Annotated in this window: 21 protein-coding genes; 6 read left to right on the top strand and 15 right to left on the bottom strand. The window is 72.9% G+C overall.

The window, feature by feature from the left end; all coding sequences use genetic code 11:
• Positions 1-114 precede the first annotated feature (114 nt).
• Positions 115-1,263, top strand: a complete 1,149-nt coding sequence (locus Q3W68_RS12110) for an SAM-dependent methyltransferase (protein WP_302905476.1) — start codon at positions 115-117, stop codon at positions 1,261-1,263.
• Positions 1,264-1,275: 12 nt separating this feature from the next.
• Here the strand turns inward: Q3W68_RS12110 and Q3W68_RS12115 are convergent, their stop codons facing one another.
• The gene (locus Q3W68_RS12115; protein WP_302905477.1) at positions 1,276-1,707 is read right to left on the bottom strand and encodes a hypothetical protein; all 432 of its coding nucleotides are present in this window, start codon (positions 1,705-1,707) and stop codon (positions 1,276-1,278) included.
• A 192-nt stretch (positions 1,708-1,899) separates the two neighbouring features.
• Between Q3W68_RS12115 and Q3W68_RS12120 the strand changes: the two genes are divergently transcribed.
• Entirely contained in the window at positions 1,900-2,319 is a 420-nt protein-coding gene (locus tag Q3W68_RS12120; RefSeq protein ID WP_026268433.1) for a helix-turn-helix transcriptional regulator, read from the top strand.
• A 21-nt stretch (positions 2,320-2,340) separates the two neighbouring features.
• Here the strand turns inward: Q3W68_RS12120 and Q3W68_RS12125 are convergent, their stop codons facing one another.
• The 4 genes from Q3W68_RS12125 to Q3W68_RS12140 form a co-directional block, all read right to left on the bottom strand.
• Complete coding sequence (locus Q3W68_RS12125) at positions 2,341-3,459, bottom strand: hypothetical protein (RefSeq protein ID WP_302905478.1); 1,119 nt, start codon at positions 3,457-3,459, stop codon at positions 2,341-2,343.
• Positions 3,452-3,682 (bottom strand): heavy-metal-associated domain-containing protein, encoded by a 231-nt coding sequence (locus Q3W68_RS12130; protein ID WP_302905479.1) that lies wholly within the window; start codon positions 3,680-3,682, stop codon positions 3,452-3,454. Before Q3W68_RS12130 ends, Q3W68_RS12125 begins: the two co-directional genes overlap by 8 nt.
• Before the next feature lie 146 nt (positions 3,683-3,828).
• The gene (locus Q3W68_RS12135; protein ID WP_302905480.1) at positions 3,829-5,949 is read right to left on the bottom strand and encodes a RecQ family ATP-dependent DNA helicase; all 2,121 of its coding nucleotides are present in this window, start codon (positions 5,947-5,949) and stop codon (positions 3,829-3,831) included.
• On the bottom strand, positions 5,946-7,709 hold the full coding sequence (locus tag Q3W68_RS12140) for a BTAD domain-containing putative transcriptional regulator (RefSeq protein ID WP_302905481.1): 1,764 nt from the start codon (positions 7,707-7,709) through the stop codon (positions 5,946-5,948). The genes Q3W68_RS12135 and Q3W68_RS12140 overlap by 4 nt, the downstream gene beginning before the upstream one ends.
• A 165-nt stretch (positions 7,710-7,874) precedes the next feature.
• Between Q3W68_RS12140 and Q3W68_RS12145 the strand changes: the two genes are divergently transcribed.
• Positions 7,875-8,675: a hypothetical protein gene (locus tag Q3W68_RS12145; RefSeq protein WP_302905482.1), complete on the top strand. Its 801-nt coding sequence runs from the start codon at positions 7,875-7,877 to the stop codon at positions 8,673-8,675.
• 58 nt (positions 8,676-8,733) lie between these two features.
• Here the strand turns inward: Q3W68_RS12145 and Q3W68_RS12150 are convergent, their stop codons facing one another.
• From Q3W68_RS12150 to Q3W68_RS12185, 8 genes are all read right to left on the bottom strand, one after another.
• Complete coding sequence (locus tag Q3W68_RS12150) at positions 8,734-9,486, bottom strand: SDR family NAD(P)-dependent oxidoreductase (protein WP_302905483.1); 753 nt, start codon at positions 9,484-9,486, stop codon at positions 8,734-8,736.
• A 119-nt stretch (positions 9,487-9,605) separates the two neighbouring features.
• Positions 9,606-10,724 carry a branched-chain amino acid ABC transporter permease gene (locus Q3W68_RS12155; protein WP_302905484.1) on the bottom strand — a complete coding sequence of 373 codons (1,119 nt, stop codon included), beginning with the start codon at positions 10,722-10,724 and terminating at the stop codon, positions 9,606-9,608.
• On the bottom strand, positions 10,721-11,611 hold the full coding sequence (locus tag Q3W68_RS12160; RefSeq protein WP_302905485.1) for a branched-chain amino acid ABC transporter permease: 891 nt from the start codon (positions 11,609-11,611) through the stop codon (positions 10,721-10,723). The genes Q3W68_RS12155 and Q3W68_RS12160 overlap by 4 nt, the downstream gene beginning before the upstream one ends.
• Positions 11,608-12,336, bottom strand: coding sequence for an ABC transporter ATP-binding protein (locus tag Q3W68_RS12165; RefSeq protein WP_302905486.1), 729 nt, complete (start codon positions 12,334-12,336; stop codon positions 11,608-11,610). The genes Q3W68_RS12160 and Q3W68_RS12165 overlap by 4 nt, the downstream gene beginning before the upstream one ends.
• A 56-nt stretch (positions 12,337-12,392) precedes the next feature.
• The gene (locus Q3W68_RS12170) at positions 12,393-13,136 is read right to left on the bottom strand and encodes an ABC transporter ATP-binding protein (protein WP_013288706.1); all 744 of its coding nucleotides are present in this window, start codon (positions 13,134-13,136) and stop codon (positions 12,393-12,395) included.
• A 3-nt stretch (positions 13,137-13,139) separates the two neighbouring features.
• Entirely contained in the window at positions 13,140-14,342 is a 1,203-nt protein-coding gene (locus tag Q3W68_RS12175; RefSeq protein ID WP_302905487.1) for a substrate-binding domain-containing protein, read from the bottom strand.
• 219 nt (positions 14,343-14,561) lie between these two features.
• The gene (locus tag Q3W68_RS12180; protein WP_302905488.1) at positions 14,562-14,807 is read right to left on the bottom strand and encodes a hypothetical protein; all 246 of its coding nucleotides are present in this window, start codon (positions 14,805-14,807) and stop codon (positions 14,562-14,564) included.
• Positions 14,804-15,106: a DivIVA domain-containing protein gene (locus Q3W68_RS12185; RefSeq protein WP_302905489.1), complete on the bottom strand. Its 303-nt coding sequence runs from the start codon at positions 15,104-15,106 to the stop codon at positions 14,804-14,806. Before Q3W68_RS12185 ends, Q3W68_RS12180 begins: the two co-directional genes overlap by 4 nt.
• Positions 15,107-15,389: 283 nt before the next feature.
• Here Q3W68_RS12185 and Q3W68_RS12190 point away from each other — a divergent pair, with 283 nt between their 5' ends.
• Positions 15,390-15,617, top strand: a complete 228-nt coding sequence (locus Q3W68_RS12190) for a GntR family transcriptional regulator (RefSeq protein ID WP_302905490.1) — start codon at positions 15,390-15,392, stop codon at positions 15,615-15,617.
• A 216-nt stretch (positions 15,618-15,833) separates the two neighbouring features.
• Here the strand turns inward: Q3W68_RS12190 and Q3W68_RS12195 are convergent, their stop codons facing one another.
• Positions 15,834-16,955 (bottom strand): glycerophosphodiester phosphodiesterase, encoded by a 1,122-nt coding sequence (locus tag Q3W68_RS12195; RefSeq protein WP_302905491.1) that lies wholly within the window; start codon positions 16,953-16,955, stop codon positions 15,834-15,836.
• Between the two features lie 106 nt (positions 16,956-17,061).
• On the opposite strand from Q3W68_RS12195, the gene Q3W68_RS12200 reads away from it, so the two are divergent.
• Both Q3W68_RS12200 and Q3W68_RS12205 read left to right on the top strand, forming a co-directional pair.
• On the top strand, positions 17,062-18,396 hold the full coding sequence (locus tag Q3W68_RS12200) for a TrkH family potassium uptake protein (protein WP_302905492.1): 1,335 nt from the start codon (positions 17,062-17,064) through the stop codon (positions 18,394-18,396).
• Complete coding sequence (locus Q3W68_RS12205; protein WP_302905493.1) at positions 18,386-19,054, top strand: TrkA family potassium uptake protein; 669 nt, start codon at positions 18,386-18,388, stop codon at positions 19,052-19,054. The genes Q3W68_RS12200 and Q3W68_RS12205 overlap by 11 nt, the downstream gene beginning before the upstream one ends.
• A 91-nt stretch (positions 19,055-19,145) precedes the next feature.
• Here the strand turns inward: Q3W68_RS12205 and Q3W68_RS12210 are convergent, their stop codons facing one another.
• Positions 19,146-20,768 (bottom strand): serine/threonine-protein kinase, encoded by a 1,623-nt coding sequence (locus tag Q3W68_RS12210; protein WP_302905494.1) that lies wholly within the window; start codon positions 20,766-20,768, stop codon positions 19,146-19,148.
• Between the last annotated feature and the right edge of the window lie 48 nt (positions 20,769-20,816).

Raw genomic sequence — 20,816 nt, forward strand, 5'->3', positions numbered from 1 at the left:
TTGCGACGATCATGAAGTTGACGGCGCGACACGCCGTATCCGAGTGCCGCCAACTTCATGATCAACGGTCCCCGAGGCGGGCGGGGCGCGGGAGAACAGGAGAGGTAGGCACTGATGCCGGAAGCGTTGGAGTCGGCGCTGGCCGAGGTGCGGGCGTTGCTGCTCGCGCCGGGGCTGACCCGCGCGGTCGCCGCCGGGCGCCGTCGGGGGCAACGTCCCTCGGTGGTACGCGCGGAGCTGCGCCCGGTCACGCTGAAGGCCGGTCCCCGGTTGCAGATCGCCGTCTCCGACGGGTCACGGCCGCACACCCGCAACGTGGCACCGGGCACGGAGGCCGGCGCGGCGGTAGACGAACTGCTCGCCGAGCCGTTCGGCAACTGGCACGTCGAAACCGCCGAAGCCACGCTCCAGCTCCGGGTCACCAAGTCCGGCGAGGCGCAGGTGCACCGCGCGGCGGCCAGCCGTCCGGCCGCCGAGCCGGGCGGGCACGACCGGGCCAAGGAGTGGCTGCTCGACCCCGGTGATCCCCTGTTCCGGGAGATCGGCGGCTCGGCGGCCAAGCGCCGGCAGGTGGACGCGTTCCTGCGGGCGCTCGCCGCCACGCTGCCCGACGATCTCACCGGCCCGCTGCGGGTGGTGGACCTGGGCTGCGGCAACGCGTACCTGACCTTCGCCGCCTACCGCTACCTCGTCCAGCGCGGCCTGGACGTGACGCTGGTCGGGGTGGACGTCCGCGAGGACCAGCGCCGCCGCAACACCGAGCTGGCCGAGCGGCTGGGCTGGGCCGACCGGGTCGGGTTCGTGGCCGGCACCATCGCCGAGGCGCCCGTCGAACCGGCGCCCGACCTGGTGCTGGCCCTGCACGCCTGCGACACCGCGACCGACGAGGCGCTGGCCCGGGCGGTGCGCTGGGGCGCCCGCTGGGTGCTCGCGGCGCCCTGCTGCCACCACGACCTGGCCGCCCAGCTCCGGGCCGGTCAGGCGCCCGCGCCGTACGAGCTGCTGACCCGGCAGGGCATCCTGCGGGAACGGTTCGCCGACGTGCTCACCGACTCGCTGCGGGCCGCGCTGCTGCGCCTGCACGGCTACCGCGCCGAGGTGGTGGAGTTCGTCGACTCCCAGCACACACCGCGCAACCTGCTCATCCGGGCCCGGCGGACGGCCGGCGCACCGACCGACGCGCAGCGCGCGGAGTACGGCGAGCTGGTCGGCCAGTGGGGTGTCACGCCCCGGCTGGAGACGTTGCTGACCGAGGCGCGCTGAGCCGCGGCGGTCCTACCGCCCCCGGTCGCCCCGGTTCCGGTCGCCCCGGTCCAGCACCGACACGCGCTCACCGGCGCCCCGGTGCGGTGCCCGCTCGCCGTCGTGCGACGCGCTCGGGAACGGCACCACCTTCCCGGCGTGCTCGGCGTTCCCGGCGGCGGCGAAGGCGTTCCACGAGATGTCCACGAGCATCCGCTTCAGCTCGGCGTGCCGCACCGCGGCGTTGCGCTGCAACGCCATCCGCGCTCCCAGCACCACCGAGGCCAGCGTCGTGCAGATCGCGCCGGTCGCGGAGATCAGGTGTACGCCGGTCGCATCGCCACCGCGTACCGCCAGCACCAGCAGCCAGATCCAGAAGCCGAGCGCGAACACCGCGGCCTTGGCTACGAAGAACAGGCTCACCGCGCCAGGGCGATGCGGTACGGGACGGTCCGGCTCGGCCATGCTGTTCCTCCATCGGCTCCCAGGTTTCCCTCAGCCTATTACCCGAAGCGCATTACCCGAAGCACGCTTCGGTAGTTGGCGGGTCTCGCCCACGGGGCCGCCGGACCGATCAGTCAGTTGCTTCTCTTGCCCGGCGTATTAGGCTCGGTGAGCGAGCCGGGCCACCGGAGGAAGGGGACAGATCCGCCAGGGATGGGTTCCGCAGACGTTTCACCACAGATGGCCTTCGCGCGCTTCGTACGCCGGGCCATCGACGCCGCGCGCGAGGAGCGCGGCTGGACGGTGACCGACCTCGCCACCCACACCGGTGTCGGCCGCTCCACTGTGTTCCGCTGGCTGGCCGGGGACTGGCAGGACTACCCCGAACTCGCGAAGGTCCGCGGCTTCTGCGCCGCCCTCGACCTGCCCGTGGCAGCCGCGTTCCGCGCGCTGGGCCTGCCCGACGCCGGGCCGGTGCCCCGCCGCCGGGGCGCCGAGGACGGCCCGGTGGAGGCCGACGTGCGGGTCATCCTGGATCGGCTCGCCGACCCGAACGTGCCCGCCGAGGAGAAGCACCACATCCGCGACCTGCTCCGCTACCTGGCCCGCCGCCCGGTCCGCCGGGCCGGCTGACCGCCCCGCAGCGGCTCAGGCTCAGGCCACGGTCAGCGTGAACTCGGCGGTCCGCACCACGCCGCCGACCTGGAAGTCCAGGAACATCCGGTAGCTACCCGGCCCCGGGGCGGTCAGCCAGAACGTCACGTCGTCGCCGTCGCGTACCGGCTCCGGGTGCACGTGCAGGTAGCCGAGATCGCCCTCGCGCAACGCCACCAGGTGCCCGAACGCCCCGAGGTACGGCTCCAGCGCCGCCGCCGCGCCGTCCGCGCCGGTGACCCGGAACCGCAGCGGCACCGACTTACCCACCTCCGGCGTGCCGGCGTACCCGACGGTGAACCCGTCGACGGTGGCCGACGTGGCGGCGGCGGGCAGCGGCCGGGGCCGGTACGCGCCGGACGCGGTCAGGTCGGCGCCCAGCACCACGGCGACCTGACCGCCGTCGTCGGCGACAGCGGTGAAGTCCGCGTACATCCGCCAGGGGCCGGCCTCCGGTGCCGTGATCGGTACCGACCAGGTGCCGTCCGCTGCCATCGTCGGGTGCAGGTGCCGGTAACCGCCGAGGTCACGCCGGACCATGATCACGTGCATCGGCTTGTCGTGCACGACGGCGAACCGGGTGACCGCCCGGCGCTGGTCGTCGCGGATCTGGAAACGCAACTCACCGGCGCGGCCCGCGACCAGCTCGGTCGACGGCGCGAGCGTGTAGCCGGACGAGGTGATCGACAGTCCGGTCGCGCCGTCGCCGCCGCCCTGGGTGACCGTGGCACCGTCGTGCGTGTGCGCGCCGGTACCCGGTGAGTGGGCGTGCGCGCCGCCGTCGGCACCGCCCGTGGCGACCCCGGCCGTGGCGCCGGCGGGTCGGGCCGGGCCGGCCGGCGCGTTCATCCGCCCGAGGCCGAAGCCGAGCAGGACGGCGAGCACCAGGCCGCCCACCACCAGGGCCAGCCGCAACGTCTCCCGGTCGACAGCGACGGGACCGGCCGCAGCCGCCCCGGCACGGTCGTTCGCACCGCCGCCGGACCGTGACGCGCCACCCGACCGCGCGGCGTCGGACCGAGCAGCGTCATCGGACCGCGTCGCGGGAGCGTCGGAGCCGGCCTCGGAGTCGTCGGGGACGACTCCGGTGCCGGACGTGACGAACGACGACTCAGGCACCGCCGCCGACCAGCTCGTAACCCGCCTCGTCCACTGCGGCACGCACGGACTCGACGGACAGCGGCGCCGCGCTGGTGACAGTGGCGGTGCCGCTCGTCAGATCGATCCGGACCTCGTCGACACCGGGCAGCGCGGACAGCTCCTCGGTGACCGCCTTGACGCAGTGTTCGCAGGTCATCCCGGTCACGGTGTACGTCTGGACGACGGGTCGCTGCTCGGTCATGACCCCACGGTACCGCCGCCCGGGTGCGGGCCCGACGACGGTCCGCCGACGGTGGTGACGCTCGCATTCCGCCCGGGCCGGGAACTTTCCGCGCAGGCCGGGAACTCGGCACACACCGCCGGGAACCCGCGCACGCCGGGAACGGGTCAGCCGGCCACCGCGAGCGCCAGCGGCAGCACGTCCGGCGCGCCGGCCCGGCGCAGCAGCCGCGCCACCATGCCCATCGTCCAGCCCGAGTCGACCAGGTCGTCCACCAGCAGCACCGGCCCGTCCAGCCCCGGCAGCGCGCCGGCCAGCCCGTCGGGCAGGCGGAAAGCGTCGTGCAACGCGCGTACCCGCTGGGCGCTGTTGCCGCGCGGCCCGCCGCCGCCGGCCGGGCCGGTGGGGTCGACCTGGCCGAGCAGCGGCAGCCGGCCCACGGCGGCGATCCGCTCGGCCAGCGAGCCGACCAGCAGCGGTCGCGTCCGGGAGCCGACCGCGACCACGCCCACCGGCCGCCGGGGCCACGGGTCGTCGCCGTGCGCCCACGCCTTCAGCACCTCGACCACAGCGGCCACCACGTCGTCGGGCACCGGGCCGTCCGGCGCCTCCGGCCCGACCAGCCCGCGCAGCCGCCCGCCCCACCCCAGGTCGGACAGGCGCCCCACGGCCCGGCCGGGCAGCGCCTGCTCCGCCGGGGGGATGCGGCCCTTCAGGGGTACGCCGACCGCCTCCAACCCGGTCGGCCAGAGCTTCTTCGGCGGGATCGGCACACCGGGGCGCCCGAGGAACGTCTGCGCGGCGGTCAGCGCCTGCTCGGAGACCTCCGCGTCGAACAGCGGGCCGGCGCAGTTGTCGCACCTCCCGCAGTCCTGCGCCCCGCTGTCGTCCAGCCCTTCCCGCAGGTAGCGCATCCGGCAGGCGGACGTCGAGGCGTACTCCCGCATGGCCCGCTGCTCGGCGGCGCGCGCGTCGGCGACGCGCCGCAACCGGGCCTCGTCGTAGACCCAGGGCTCGCCGGTGGCGAGCCAGCCGCCGCGCACCCGGCGGACCGCGCCGTCCACGTCGAGCACCTTGAGCATCAGCTCCAGCCGGGCGCGGCGCAGGTCGACCACCGGTTCCAGGGCCTGGGTGGAGATCGGCCGTTCGGTGTCCAGCGCGGCGAGCACGGCGCGGACCTGCTCCTCGGGCGGGAAGGCGAGCGAGGCGAAGTACCGCCAGATGGCGGCGTCCTCCACGCCGGGCAGCAGCAGCACCTCGGCGTGCTCGACGGCCCGGCCCGCGCGGCCGACCTGCTGGTAGTAGGCGATCGGCGAGGGCGGCGCGCCCAGGTGCACGACGAACCCGAGGTCGGGTTTGTCGAAGCCCATGCCGAGCGCGCTGGTCGAGACCAGCGCCTTGATCTTGTTGTCGAGCAGGTCCTGCTCGGCGGCCCGCCGGTCCGCGTCCTCGGCCTGCCCGGTGTAGGAGGCGACCGACCATCCCCGGCCGTGCAGGAACTCGGCCGTCTCGGTGGCCGCCGCCACGGTGAGCGTGTAGACGATCCCCGAGCCGGGGAGCCGGTCCAGGTGGTCGGCCAGCCAGGCCAGGCGGTGGGCCGGGCTCGGCAGATCGAGTACCCCGAGGCGCAGCGACTCGCGGTCCAGCGTGCCGCGCAGCACAAGCGCGTCACCGAGCTGCTCGGCCACGTCCTGCGTGACCCGGGCGTTTGCGGTCGCCGTGGTGGCCAGCACCGGCGTGCGCTCGGGCAGGTTGGCCAGGAACGTGCGCAGCCGCCGGTAGTCCGGCCGGAAGTCGTGCCCCCAGTCGGAGACGCAGTGCGCCTCGTCGACCACGAGCAGCCCGGTGGTGGCGGCGAGCTTCGGCAGCACGCCGTCGCGGAAGTCGGGGTTGTTCAGGCGCTCCGGGCTGATCAGCAGCACGTCGACGGCCCCGGCGTGGATCTCGGCGGTGATCTCGTCCCACTCGTCCAGGTTCGCCGAGTTGATCGTGCGGGCCCGGATCCCGGCGCGGGCGGCGGACTCGACCTGGTTGCGCATCAGCGCCAGCAGCGGCGAGACGATCACGGTCGGCCCGTGCTGATCGCCCTCGCGCAGCAGCGCGGTCGCCACGAAATAGACGGCCGACTTGCCCCAGCCGGTGCGCTGCACGCAGAGCACCCGCCGCCGGTCGACCACGAGCGCCTCGATGGCCCGCCACTGGTCCTCGCGCAGCCGGGCGTGGTCACCCGCCAGCCGCCGCAGTACCGCCTCGGCACGCTCCCGGACAACCATCCGATCCTGGCTCATCCGGCATTTCTACCAGGGGCCGCCGACGTCACCGGCGGACCGGGCGGCGACGTGGGCGGCCCGGACGCCGGTGCCGGCGGCAGGAAGACCAGCAGCTCGCGCAACGAGTCCGTGGCCGCCGCCGGCAGCAGGCACCGCGAGGCCAGTTCCTCCATCGACGTGTACGGGCCGCGCATCCGCCGGTCGACCACCACATGCTGCGCCTGCGACCGGGTCAGTCCCGGCAGCCCGGCGATCACGTGGTCCGGTACCGAGTTGACGTCCACCAGTCCGCCGTCGTCGTACGCGCGGGGCAGGTCGGGGCGCCCGATGCGCAGGTCGTCCCGCGCCGACGGGTACTGGTAGAGCAGGTAACGGGCGTACTCCCGGCGCAGCCGGTTGCGGTCGGCGTACGGCCGCCCACGCCAGAGCCCGCGCAGCCAGGCGAGCAGCCGGCCGTTGAGCAGCACCACGTGCGGGACGCCCGCCGCCCAGGTGGTCAGCCAGATCACCATCAGGGTGGCCTCGGGCGCGCTGACCTCCTCGGTCTCGCTGCTGCCGATGACCACCACGAACGTCACGGCCACGGTCAGGTAGTAGACCGCGGCGAGGACGCTGCCCCAGCCCCGGCGCCAGACCCCGTAGAGCAGCACCACCAGCCACGTGAGCATGCCGAACGAGAACAGGGCGACGAGCGCGCCGCCCACAGTCGCGACGACGCTCAACCAGCCGGGCACACCGGATGGACGCCGGGACGGCGGCACGGCGCCGATCAGCGGCGCGACCGGGGGCGAGACCCAGGGCGGCAGGCCGGCCGGCGACTCACCGGGCGGTGGCGGCGGAAACGGACCACCCGGCTGCGCCGAGACGGTGAACTGCACCGGAACGGTGAGCTGCGCCGAGACCGTGGGCTGGGGCGGCGCGGTGGGCTCGGCCGGACCCGTGGGCTGGGCCGGCGCGGTGGGCTCGGCCGGACCCGTGGGCTGGGCCGGACGACGCGGCGCGTGCGCCAGGAGATCCGGGTCGGCGCGCAGGATGCGCCGGTGCAGATCCTGGAGTGCCCCGCCCGGCTCGATGCCGTACTCGTCGCGGAGCAGGCCGGCGTAGTCACGGTAGGCGGCCAGCGCCTCGGCCTGCCGTCCGCTGCGGTGCAGCGCCAGCATGAGCTGGTGACGCAGCCGTTCCCGGACCGGGAACTCGGCGACCAGCTCGACCAGCCGGCCGACCAGCTCGCCGTGCCGGCCGTCGGCCAGTTCCAGTTCGGTACGCGTCTCCAGCGCGACCGCGCGCAGCTCCACCAGCCGGTGCCGGGCCGTGTCGAAGTACGCGCCGGCGAACCCGGTGAACGGCTCCCCCTGCCACAGCTCCAGCGCGGCGCTCACCTCGGCCAGCGCCTCCTCCGTACGCCCGGCCGCCTGTGCCGCCCGGGCACGCCGCACGCCGCGCTCGAAGCGCGCCACGTCCACCGCCTCCGGCGGCACGCGCAACAGGTATCCGGCGTCGGTGAGGGTGAGCACCCGGGCCGGCGTACGCGGTGACCGGTCCGGCTCCAGCAGCCGGCGCAGACCGGCCACGTGCTTCTGCACCACGTTGAGGCCGTTCACCGGTGCCTCGTCCGGCCAGACCGCCTCGACGATCTGCCCGCTCGGCACGGGACGGCCTGCGGCGAGCAGCAGCACGGCCAGCACGGCCCGCTGCTTGGCCGGCCCCAGATCGAGCTGACGGTCGGCGTACCAGGCCCGCTGCGGGCCGAGGAGTTCGAAGCGCAGCGCCTCTGACATGCGAGTTTCCGCCCCCGTATCGACTGCTCCCGCCCACCGTGGCCGACGGCAGTCGGACGGCAGCATATCGGCAGCGAGGCCGCCGTGACGGCTGCCGATACTTACCCGGCAACAATCACCTGGGAAAGCGAGTCGAACACCATGATGCAGCGATTCGGATCCGTCGTGAGCCTCCGGCGGATCGCGGCTCTCGCGACGGCCGTGCTGGCCACCACCGTCCTGTCGGCGGGGTGCGGGACCGGGGACGCCACCGAGAGCGCCGGGCCGGCGCCGAGCCCGTCGGCCGACCCGAAGGCCACGCTGCTGGCCGCCGTGCCGGACGAGAACGACCCGGCCTTCCGGTTCACCACCATCGAGGGCGCGGACAAGTTCGACGGGGTGGTCGACCCGGCGGCGCACGGCCTCGAGCTGTCCATGTCGGAGAAGAGCAAGGACCCGGAGTTCACCATGGGGATGACCTTCCGCGTGATCGAGGAGGACATCTGGATGCGGGTCAAGATCACCGGCATGGCCGGCCTGCAGGACATGATGAAGCTGCCGAAGCGCTGGATGCTCCTGGACCGCACCAAGCTCGACGACGCCTCCGACGTGCCGGTCTACCAGAACGCCGACCCGGCCAACATGGCCGCTGTCATCCGGACCGCCGAGACGGTCGAGGACCGGGGCGACGGCACGTACGGCGGGTTCGCCGACCTGACCGCGAACGCCGACATCCGCGAGAGCTTCACCACTGTGGACGTGGGCGCGCTCGGTGACGCGGCGAAGAAGGTGCCGTTCACCGCTGTGGTCGGGCCGGACGGGAACCTCACCTCGCTGACCCTGGAGCTGCCGGCCGCGGGCAAGCAGAAGGCGATGAAGCTGGTCGCCAAGTACTACGACTTCGGCAAGGCGCCGAAGATCACCGCGCCGACGGGCGCGCAGGTGCAGAAGGCGCCGGCGTCGGCGTACGAGATGCTCAACGGCTGACCACGACGTACGCGCGAGGGGCGGTGGCCGCACGGGGGGCCACCGCCCCTTCCGCGTGTCAGCGGCCCAGCACGGAGCCGCCGTTGACGCCGAGCACCTGCCCGGTGACGTACCCGGCGGACGGGCCGACCAGGTAGCGCACGGCCGCCGCGATGTCGTCCGGCACACCGGCCCGGCCGACGAGCGTGGCGGCGACCCGCTTGGCGTGCCCCTCCGGCGTCATCCGGTCGCCGAAGAACTCGGTCTCGGCGACGTAGCCGGGGCTGACCACGTTCACGGTGATCTGTTCCGGACCGAGCTGGGCGGCCAGGTCGTACGCCCAGCCGTGCAGCGCCGCCTTCGCGGCCGAGTACGGCCCGCCGCCACCGCGCTGCGCGGCGATCGAGCTGAGCAGGACCACCCGGCCTCCGGGGCGGCGCAGGGCGGGCAGCAGCGCCTCGGTGAGCAGTACGGCGGTCAGCACGTTGGCGTCCAGGTTGGCCCGCCACCAGTCCGCCACCCCGCCGAGCGAGTCGCTCGGCCCGCCGAGGTAGCCGCCGGCGTTGTTGACCACGGCGTCCACGGCCCGCTCGCCGACCGCGTCCACCACCGCGCCGACCTGCCCCGGATCGGTCAGGTCCGCAGCGACAGGCGTGACCGCCCCGTCCCGCCCGGCCTCGGCACAGATCCGCCGCGCCGCCGATTCGAGCACGTCGGCCCGCCGCCCCACGACGATCACGTCGAACCCGTCGGCCACGAGCCCTTGGGCCACGGAGGCCCCGATCCCGGTCCCACCCCCACTGACGACCGCGAGCCGCCGCAACTCCCCCATGAGGTCTCCCTTCCCGCATCCCGCCCGGCCCTGTCCCGGGCGATCATGAAGTTAGCGCCGTCGGACACGGCGTGTCGCGGCGTTAACCTCATGATCGCCGGGGCAGAGGCGGGAAGGGGTCAGCGGGAGCGGCGGAGGGCGGTCAGGAGGGGAGCCAGGCGGGTTCGCAAACTGGCCAGGCCGCCGGGGAAGAAGTAGACGGCCAGGATGAAGACAGTGCCCAGGACGAACAGGGGCTGGCTCAGCGGGTGGCTGAGGAACGCGGGCAGGCTGTTCACCGCCTCGCTGCTGCCGAACGCGGTGAGCCGGTGGTCCAGGTACATGTAGAGGACGCCGCCCAGCACCGGCCCCCACCGCGTACCGGGACCGCCGAGCACCACCATGACCAGCAGCGACAGCGTCAGCTCGGACGAGGTGATGTGCGGGCTGGCGCCGCCGACGATCAGCACGTAGACCACCCCGCCCGCCGACGCGAGACCGCCGGCGAGCGTGAACGCGACGAGCTTGAACCGGTACGGGTCGAGCCCGAGCACCCCGATGCGCCGCTCGTCGTCGCGCAGCCCGGCCAGCACCCGCCCGGTCGGCGAGGCGCTGACCCGGTGCACGACCAGGACGACGACGGCCAGGTACGCCAGCGCCAGCCAGTAGAGGTTCACCGTGTTCGTGACGCCCACGAGCGCCGCCGGCAGCCCCGACACGTCCAGCGGCAGGCCCTCCTCGCCGCCGGTGAGGCCGCCGAAGTCGCGGGCCACGAGGATCGCCCCGACCTGCGCGAACGCCAGCGTCACCATGGCGAACGCGATACCCACGGTGCGCAGGGCCACCGCCCCGAGCAGCGCGGCGAGCGTGGTGCCGCCGATCACCGTGAGCACGGCGGCCTGCCACAGCGGCAGCCCGGCCTTGGTGACCAGGATGTCGGTGCCGTACACGCCGGCGGCGAAGTAGAGGGCGTGGCCGAAGGAGAGCATCCCGGTACGCCCGAACAGCAGGTCGTATCCGGCCGCGAGCCCGCCGAAGACCAGGCAGATGGCGAGCAGTTGCAGCGTGCCCGGCGAGTTCAGCGGCCCCTCGAAGATCCCCGGCAGGTGCAGCGTGGAGTACGGCAGGATCGCCGCCACCACCAGCGCCACCAGCGGCAGGTACGGGCGCAGTCCGTGCCAGCGGGCACGGCCCGGGGTCAGCTCGTCCGGCACCGCCGCCGGGGGTGCCGGCGCCTCGGCGCTCTTGACCTCGGTCATGCGTGAGCCACCTTTCCGGCCAGGCCCTGCGGACGCAGCAGCAGCACCACGGCGAGCAGGCCGACCACGCACAGGTCGCCCAGCCCGGACGTGCCGTAGTAGTTGACGAACTGTTGCAGCAGTCCCACCGCGACCGCCGCGTACGCGGACCCGACCACCGAGCCCATCCCGCCGATCACCACCACGATGAAGGCGAAGATCAGCAGGGAGCCGCCCTGCCCCGGCGAGACGGTGCCGAAGTAGACGCCGCCGAGCGCGCCGGCCAGCGCGGCGGCCGCCCCGCCGATCGCGAAGACCAGCGTGAACGCCTTGCGCACGTCGATGCCGAGCGCCGTCACCATCTCCCGGTTCTCCACGCCGGCCCGGATGATCAGGCCGTACCGGGTCCAGCGCAGGAACGCCAGCAGCGCGCCGAGCACCACAGCGGCGGCAACGATCAGCAGCAGCCCGGCGTTCGGCACCTGCGCGCCGAGCACCGACGTGACGCCCCGGCTCCAGTCCGGTCGCGGGAACGGGCGCGGGTCCGCGCCCCAGGTGGCCTGGAGCAGCGCCACTCCGGCGAGCGACAGGCCGACGGTGACGAGCACCTGTTCGATGGTGCGGGAGTACAGCGGCCGGATCAGGACCAGCTCCACGAGCACCGCGACGAGCGAACCGGCCAGCACGCCGAAGACGACAGCGAGCACGAAACCGAGCCCGTCCGGCCCGGCGCCGGGCAGGTTGCCCGCCGCCCACCAGGTCGCGTACGCGCCGACGCCGAGGAACAGCCCGTGCGCGAAGTTGAGCACGTCGGCGAGGCCGAACACCAGGGACAGGCCGGAGGCGACGAGGAAGTACAGCGCCGCCAGGCCCAGCCCGGTCAGCGTCAGCAGGACCACTGTGTTCACGAGTGCACCTCCGCCGAACCCACCCCGAGCAACGACTTCGTCAGCGCCGTCTCCAGCAGCAACTCGCGGGCGTCGCCGGTCCAGGCGACCTTCCCGGCGGAGAGCACCACAGCGTCGGTCGCCAGCCGCCGTACCACCGCCAGGTTCTGCTCGACCAGCAGCACCGGCACGGATTCCGCCACCCGTTCCAGCACCTCGGCCACCTCGGTCACCACCTTCGGCGCCAGCCCCTTCGTCGGCTCGTCGACCAGCAGCAGCCGGTTGTCGTTGAGCAGCACCCGGCCGATCGCGAGCATCTGCTGCTGCCCGCCGGACAGCGACCCGGCGCGTTGCCGTCCGCGCCGCTCCAGCTCCGGGAAGAGCGCGAAGACCTTGTCGTACGCGGGCGCGACGCCCCGCCGTTCGGCGAGCCGCAGGTTCTCCGCGACGGTGAGCGCGGCGAAGACGCAGCGGTCCTCCGGCACGTAGCCGAGGCCGTCGCGGACCAGCCGGTGGGTGGGTCGGGCGAGCAGGCTGCGGGCACCCATCAGCACCGATCCGCGCACCTCGCCGCCGCGCGGCGTCAGCCCGACGATCGCGCGCAACGTGGTGGTCTTGCCGACGCCGTTGCGCCCGAGCAGCACCGTGACGCCGGTGGGCGCGACCTCGAACGACACCCCCTGGAGGATGTGCAGCCCGGCGATCCGCACGGACAGGTCCGCCACGGACAGGACAGGTTCGGTCACAGCGCCGCCTTTCGTTCGCGACTGCGGGGCTCGCAAACCCGGCTCACTCCTCGCGCTCACAGCGCCTCCCCCAGGTACGCCTCCTGCACGGTGGCGTTCGCCATCACCGTGTCCGGGGTGTCGCACGCCAGCAGCGCGCCGTGGTGCATCACGGCGATCCGGTCGGCCAGTTCCAGGATCACGTCCATGTGGTGCTCCACCATGAGCACCGCCCGGCCGCTGTCCCCGGTCAACGACTTGATCACGCTGACCAGCTCGGGCACGTCCTCGGCGCTCACCCCGGCCATCGGCTCGTCCAGCAGCATCACCCGGGGCTCACCGGCGAGCAGCAGCGCGATCTCCAGCTTGCGCTTCTCGCCGTGGGCCAGGGTGCCGGCGAGCGCCGTACCCCTGTGGTGCAGGCCGACCCGGTCGAGCGCCGCGTCGGCGGCGGCGGCCACCTCCCGGTCGGCCGCCGCCCGCCGCCACAGCTTCATCGAGCCACCCCGGTGTGCCTGTACGGCGAGCCGGACGTTCTCCCGCACGCTCAGCGAGCCGAAGACCGAGGACGCCTGGAAGGTACGCCCCAGTCCGAGCCGGGCACGCCGGTGCGGCGGTAGCGCGGTGATGTCCGCGCCGTCCAGCAGGACCGTGCCCTCGGTGGGCCGGCGCAGACCGGTGATCAGGTTGAACAGGGAGGTCTTGCCGGCGCCGTTGGGCCCGATCACGCCGAGGAACTCCCCCGGCGCCAGATCGAGGTAGACGGAGTCGACGATGGCGACCTCACCGATCCGCCAGGTCAGACCGCGGGTGGCGAGCACGGGTCAGCCCTTCATCTGCGCGACCGGCGGCGCGCTCTCGTCACCGGTGAGCGACTTCTGCGCGGTCGCCGTGAAGGCGGTGCCGCTGCCGGTGAGCTTGGCCTGGTACATCGGCTGGAGCAGGGCGTGGTCCTCGGCGCGGATCTTCATGGCGCCCTTGACGCCCTCGAACTCCCAGCCCTCCAGCGCCTTGACCATCTTCTCCACGTCGTCGCCGCCCTCCTGCACGGCGCGGACGACCATCTGCGCGGCGGCGAACCCGTCCGGGTGGAACAGGTCGAGCGTGCCGCCCGGCACCTTCGTCTTCGCGGCCTTGGCGGCCTCGGTGTCGCTGGCCCCGTCGAAGTAGTGCGACAGGAACGAGATCTTGCTGCCGGCCGCGCCGAACGTCGGCCAGGAGGCGCGGATGTCCAGGCCGGTGACGACGGTGGTGGAGGCGAGGACGCCCTGCTGGTCGAGCGTCTGCCACATCGCCCCGGCGGTGGTGCCGGCCCAGGCGACGAAGAGCAGGTCCGGCTTGGCCGCCTTGATCTGGCTGGCGAACGGCGTGAACTCGGTGGCGCTGGCCGGGGCCCGGACGCTGCTCACGTTCGCGCCGGCGCCGCCGATCACGGCCTTCACGGCGGCCTCGTTCGCGTCACCGAACGCGCCGTCCTGCGCGAACACCACTACCTTCTTGCCCCCCGCGTCGCCGATGAACGACCGGGCGGTCACCACGTCCTGCCACGACTGCCGGCCGGAACGGAACGTGTACTTGTTGGCGCCGGTCACCGCGTCGGTGGCGGCCGGACCGGAGATGAACAGCACCTTGTTCTGCGCGGCGATCGGCGCCACCTGGAGCGCCACCCCGGAGGAGGTGGACCCGGCGATGATCTTCGTACCCTTGCCGATCAGGTCCTTCGCGGCGGACACGGCCTTGGCCGGGTCGCCCGCGTCGTCGGCCTCGGTCACCTCGATCGTGCGGTCACCGACCTTGCCGGTGCCCTTGGTGGCGAAGTCGAGGCCGGCCTTGAAGCCCTCGATGTACTGCTTGCCGTAGCTGGCGAGCGGCCCGGACTGGGAGTAGACCAGACCGACCTTGACCGGGGCGGCGTCGCCGCCGCCGGATGCGGTGTCCTGCGGGCTGCCACAGGCCGTGGCGGCCAGAGCGACCGCCACCGAGGTGGCGGCGGTAAGGAACACCCGTCGCGTGTGCCGGATCGTCATTGCGACTCCAGGTGAGGACAGGGGGAATGTCAGTTGTCGGCTCACGCTAGAAGTGACGTCACCCACGGGCTATGTGGTCGGCGCACACAAGTCCCCGTGACGGGGTGGCCGCACGTTACAACGCCGGACATCGACACGTAACCGCACCGACCCGGGATGGCCACACCCACCACGCGCACCTCGCCGGCAATGTCGTCCCGGCCTATCGCGGCGCGCCGGTCACCTCCCGCCGCAGTCGCCGTCGTGGTCCGCCGCCCGCGCGCACCGCCGGCCACCGTCGCGCGGCCGGTCGCACCAGACCCAGTGGCGTACGGACTGCTCGTCCTCCCGCGACACGGTCGTACCGGCGCGCTCCACGTCGGCCAGGAACCCGAGCGCCCGGCAGATGGCCCGCGCGAACCCCCGCGCGCCGTCGAGGTCGGCCGCGAGCACCGGCAGGTGTACGACGAACCGGTCCCGGCTCACCGCTGCGCCCCCGGCGTGAACCGGGACTGCCAGCTCTTGAGCGCCGCCTTGATGCGCGTGTTCTCCTCGGCGTACCGCGACGCGTCACGGCGGGCCAGCGCCAGGTCACCGGCCACCCGGTAGAGGAAGGCGTGCACCTCCGCCGGGTCGAGCCCGTGCCGCACCGTGCGGAACCGCCGCTCGCGGATCTGCCCGACGCTCAGCGGCCGGCACGACTCCGAGCGGTACCAGCCCTGGTTCGGCTGTCGCCCCTTGTCACGTCGCCGGGTCGGCTGGAACAGGTTGAGCACGTTACGCACGCCGATCCTCCTCACCGAGCCGTGGAGGCGACCCGCCCGCAGACAGGGGACGCGGGCGGGTCGCCGGCCCCGAGACCGCAGCCCGTTCGGCGGTACGACCCCGGAGCCCAATCCGGGTCCGACTCCCGAGGTTTGCCGAACCAACCGGAGCCGGACGCGACTCAACCTACACCAGTATCTGGTTATGCGCGAGCCTCCACTCTCGACGTGCTGGGCAACTTGTTGCAGTTACTTGTGCAGGTAGGGCAGGATCGGATTCGCCGAACCAACCGGAGTCCCCGCCATGCCTACAGCAGAAGCACCGTTCCGCCGCATCGCCAACGACATCGCCTCGAAGATCAAAAGTGGCGAGCTGAAGCCGGGCGACAGGCTGCCCTCAACCCGCGAGTTGGCCGAGACCTACGGCGTCCACATGAACACGGCCTATCGTGCGATGTCGTTGCTGCACGACCGCGAGCTGATCACCGGCCAGCCCGGCCGCGGCACCTACGTAGCCGAACCCCCGAGCTGATCAACTCCACTACGCCGAAGTGGCGGCATCATCGCGCCCGGAAGCAGCCACTTCCCCGATGTGGCGCCCGCCACCGCCGATCTTGGTACGGAATGGCCCCCGGAGGGGCCGTTTCGTACCAAGATCTCGGGGCGGCCGGGCGCAACAGGGCCCGGGGAAGACGCGAACGGGGTGCCCGCCGCAAGCGGCGGGCACCCCGTCACAGCGGAGCGGCGGTCAGCGGCCGGCTCGGGCAGCCACCGCCGTGTCGGGATGGTCGCTGAACACGCCGTCCAGGCCCAGGTCGAGGAACAACTCGTACTCGGACGTGATGTCACCACGCGCGTTCGGGTCGGTGCCGATGCGGAAGTCCAGCGGCAGGAACTGGTTCTCGACCCGGAACGTCCACGCGTGCACCACCAGCTTGCGCCGGTGCGCGTCGCGGATCACCGAGGTCGGCGCGAGCAGCCGTCCGGCGGAGTCCCGGGGCACGATCAGGTTCTTGTTCAGGCCGACGCCGTCGGCGTACCGGGAGACCCAGGCCAGGCCGGCGGGGGTGGCCAGGTCCGCGTAGGTCCGCTTGTCGCCGCCCGCGACGAAGTCGTAGGGCGCGCCGGACGCGTCCATGAGCTGCACCAGCCGTACGTCGATCATCCTGTCGAGCTTGCGCAGGTTGGCGGTCTCGAAGCTCTGCACGAACACCGGGTCGGCCCGGTGGGTGAGCCGGTTGCGGCGCAGCACCGCCACCAGCGGCTCCTCCAGCGGGCGGCCGATCGAGGCGAAGTAGGTGGGGTGCTTGGTCTCCGGGTAGACGCCGACGGTCCGGCCCCGGGCCTTCGACTCGGCCCGCGCCAGGTCGATGACCTCCTGGAACGTCGGGATCTCGAACCTGCCGTCGAACGCGGTGTTGGCGACCCGCACCTGCGGCAGCCGCTCCTTGGCCCGCAGCGTCTTCAGCTCGGCCAGCGTGAAGTCCTCGGTGAACCAGCCTGCCACGGTGACCCCGTCGATGGTCTTCGTCGCCTTGCGGGCGGCGAACTCGGGGCGGGCGGCCACGTCCGTCGTACCGGAGATCTCGTTCTCGTGCCGCGCGACCAGGACGCCGTCCCTGGTCGAGACCAGGTCCGGCTCGATGAAGTCGGCGCCCTGGCGGATGGCCAGCCGGTAGGCCTCCAGGGTGTGCTCCGGGCGGTAGCCGCTCGCGCCGCGGTGGCCGATCACGATCGGCCGCTGGGCCGCACGGGCCTGCTCGGCGGCGCGGTGGTCCGGGCCGGCCTGGGCGGCCACTGCCGGCACCACCAATGCGGCCGTCGCGAGCAGCGCGCCGGCCATGCCGAGGGCGGAAAGGGTACGTCGCAACGCCGTCTCCTGTCGTCGATGGGTACGCACAGCAGACCGGGCGTGGTTGACCGCCAGTTGGTCGGTTCCTGACCTGCCGGTGAATCTCCGGACGGAAGATGACGGGATGCGCCGCCTGCTCCGGAAGCCCGTACGGCTGGTGCCGTTGGGGTTCCTGGCGGTGATCCTGGTCGGCACCGGTCTGCTCATGCTGCCCTGGGCCACGAGCGAGCAGCGGTACACCCCGTTCGTCACCGCGCTGTTCACGTCCACGTCGGCGGTGTCGGTGACCGGGATGGCTGTCACCGACACGCCGAACTACTGGAACGGCTTCGGGCTCGTGATGATCACCGTGCTGACGCAGCTCGGCGGTCTGGGCATCCTGACCGGGGCGTCGCTGGTGATCCTGGCGGTGTCCCGCCAGCTCGGCCTGCGTAACCGGCTGCTCGTGCAGGCGGAGACCGCCGAGTTCGGCCTCGGCGACGTACGCCGGTTGCTGCTGCGCATCGCGGCGACCGTCTTCGTCACCGAGGCCCTGATGACCGTGGTGATCGCCGCGCGCCTGTTCCTGGCGTACGACTACCGGCCGGGCCGGGCGCTCTGGTCGGCGGTGTTCCACTCGGTCCAGGCGTTCAACAACGGCGGGTTCGCGCTCTACTCCGACGGCCTGGTCGCGTTCTCCCGCGACGGCTGGGTGGCGCTGCCGCTCAGCGTCGGCGCGATCATCGGCGGGCTCGGCTTCCCGGCGCTGTTCGAGGCGGTACGCGAGTGGCGGCAGCCGGCGCGCTGGGCGGTCGCCACGAAGCTGACCATCTGGGGCAGCGTCGTGCTGATCGCCTTCGGCGTGGCATACCTGCTGCTGGTCGAGTGGGGCAACCCGTTCACGATCGGCACCTTCGACGTGCCGGGCAAGCTGCTGGCGTCGTTCACCCAGATCGCGTTGAGCCGTACCGGCGGCTTCGACGTCGTCAACGTGGGGCGGCTCACCGACGAGAGCTACCCCATGCTGGTCGGCCTGATGTTCATCGGCGGCGGCAGCGCCAGCACCGCCGGCGGCATCAAGGTCTCCACGTTCTTCCTGCTCGGCTTCGCCATCTGGGCGGAGCTGCGGGGCGAGCCGGACACCACTGTCGGGCGCCGCCGGGTGGCGGCGGCCAGCCAGCGGCAGGCGCTGACGGTGGCGCTGCTGAGCGTGGCGCTGGTGGCCGGCGGGACTGTCGCCCTGGTCGCGTTGACCTCGCAGGTGTCGTTCGCCGCCGCGTTGTTCGAGGTCACCTCCGCGTTCAGCACGACCGGGCTGACCGTCGGGGTGTCCGGCCAGCTCTCCCCGCCGGGCCAGTACGTGCTGACCGCGCTCATGTACATCGGCCGGGTCGGGCCGCTCACCCTCGGCTCGGCCATCGCGTTGAACACCCGTCGACGGCTGTACCGCTACCCGGAGGAGCAACCCATTGTCGGCTAGACATCCGGACGAGACCGGCATCGCGGTGATCGGCCTGGGCCGGTTCGGCGCGCGCCTGGCGGAGTCCCTGTCCCGCCTCGGTCACGAGGTGCTGGCGATCGACCACGACCCGAACCGGGTCCAGCACTGGTCGGCGGACCTCGACCGGGTGGTGCAGGCCGACAGCACCGAGGAGGTGGTGCTGCGTCAGCTCGGGCTGGCGGACTTCCGCCGGGTCGTGGTCGCGATCGGCGCGTCGCTGGAGGCGAGCGTGCTCACCGTACTGGCGCTGGCCGAGCTGGGCATCGAGCAGATCTGGGCGCGGGCCACCTCGGAGAAGCACGCGAAGATCCTGCACTCGGTGGGCGCGCACCACGTGGTCTTCCCCGAGGCGGAGACCGGCGAGCGGGTGGCGCACCTGATCGTCAGCCGGATGCTCGACTTCATCGAGTTCGACGACGACTTCGCCATCGCCAAGATCAAGGTGCCGGCGCCGCTGGTCGGGCGGTCGCTGCGCGACATCGCCCCGCAGGACCGGTACGGCGTGATGGTGGTGGGCGAGAAGCAGCCCGGGGAGCCGTTCCGCTACGCCGGGCCGGAGACGGTGCTGGAGGCGGACAGCGTGCTCATCGTGGAGGGCGGCATCTCCCAGGTGCAGCGCTTTTCCGCGCTGAACTGACCGGAGCCGCCGACGTGACAGCCGCGCCCACCAGACGGTCAGCGCTTCTTCGGACCGGGACCCTTGCCGTGCTCACCCCCCTTCGGCCGGTCTACCTTGCTTTTCCCTTCGGGCCCTCCTTGCCCTTGGGGGGCTTCGGCGCGGCCTTGGGCTTCGCCGGTTTGGCCTTCGCCGGCCCGCTCTTGGTGGTGGCCTTCGCGGTGGTCTTGGTGGCCGGCTTGACCGGCGTCTTGACCGGCGGCGCGGTGGTCGGCGCCGAACCGGCGATGCCGGAGACCTGCACGCCGCAGGTGCTGTCGTCGAGCGTGAACTCGACCGGCAGCGTGTTGCTCCCGGTGTAGCGCCCGGCGAGCGTCAGCTTCGTCGACGCGCCGGGGGCCAGCGCCGGGTCCGTCGCCGGTGCGGCGATCGAGACGGTACGCCCCGCCTGACGTGCCGTCGGCTGGGACGTGGTGACAGTCTGCTTGCCGGGGAACGTGAAGTTCATCGTCCAGCCGCGCAGTTCCCGGTCGCTGGTGTTGGTGAGCGTCAGCTCGGCGGAGAAGTCCTTGCCGGTGTCGCGGCGCAGCGAGTAGTCGACAGCGCAGAGGGTCGGCTCGGGCAGGCTCATCCGCGCCTCGGTCGGTTCCACTCCGCCGCTGGCCGGGCTCCGCGAGGTCAGCCCCCACAGCGTGGCGGTCACCGCGACCAGTCCGACGGCGGCCACCCCGGCCTCCACCTTGCGCCGCCGTGCCACCGCCCGCCTCGTGCGGGTGCGCACCGCCGAGAACGGCAGCGCGTCCGTCTCCGCCGACCACGGCAGGATGGTGGTGCCCGCGTTCTCGGCGAGCGCCGGGTCCATCCGGCCGAACGCCGGAGACACCGGCACGATCGCCGCGATACCGGCCGCCTCGGCGAGCGTACGGGCCACCTCGGCGGTGGCCGGGCGGTCCTCGGGGCGCTTGGCCAGGCACCGCTGCACCAGCGCGGCGACCGGCTCGGGCAGCCCCGGCACCGCGGGCATCGGGTCCGGGTCGCGGTACATGTGCGCGCGCAGCATCTCGGTGGTGGTGCTGGCCTGCCACGGCAGTCGGCCGGTCAGCATCCGGTAGAGCAGCAGCCCCACCGCGTACACGTCGGTGGCCGGCGAGACGTGGCCGTTGTCCAGCCGCTCCGGCGCCAGGTACGCGGGCGTGCCGAGCAGCGCGCCGTCCGGCCCCTTGTCGCTCTCCCCCACCAGCGCCGAGATGCCGAAGTCGACGACCTTCACCCCGGTCGGGGTCAGCATGACGTTGCCCGGTGTGACGTCCCGGTGCACCACGCCGCGGGCGTGCGCGGCGGCGAGCGCCGAGGCGACCTCCGCGCCGATGGTCATGGCCTCCCGCCAGGGAAGCTGCCCGTCGCGGCCGAGCCGCCCGCTGAGCGGACCGCCGTCGACCAGCTCCATGACCACGTACGGCACGGTCAGGCCCACCTGCACTGACTCGCCGTAGTCGTACACGTTTGTGATGTTGGGGTGGCACAGCCGCGCGGCGGCCTGCGCCTCCACCCGGATCCGGTGCCGGAACGCCTTGTCGCTGGCCAGCCGCGACGCCAGCACCTTGACCGCCACCTGCCGGCCCAGCACCTCGTCGTAGCCGCGCCAGACGACCGACATGCCGCCCGCACCCAGCTGCTCGACCAACCGGTATCTCTCGCCGAGCAGTTGCACGCCGTTCCTGACCGGTCCACCCATGGTGGGTCCTGTTGCCCGAAGTCGACCCCGGTACACCTCAGCGGTCGG

Origin of the sequence: Micromonospora sp. C28ISP2-4 (assembly GCF_030519385.1) — a bacterium.
In the GTDB taxonomy this organism is placed as follows: Bacteria; Actinomycetota; Actinomycetes; order Mycobacteriales; family Micromonosporaceae; genus Micromonospora; species Micromonospora tulbaghiae.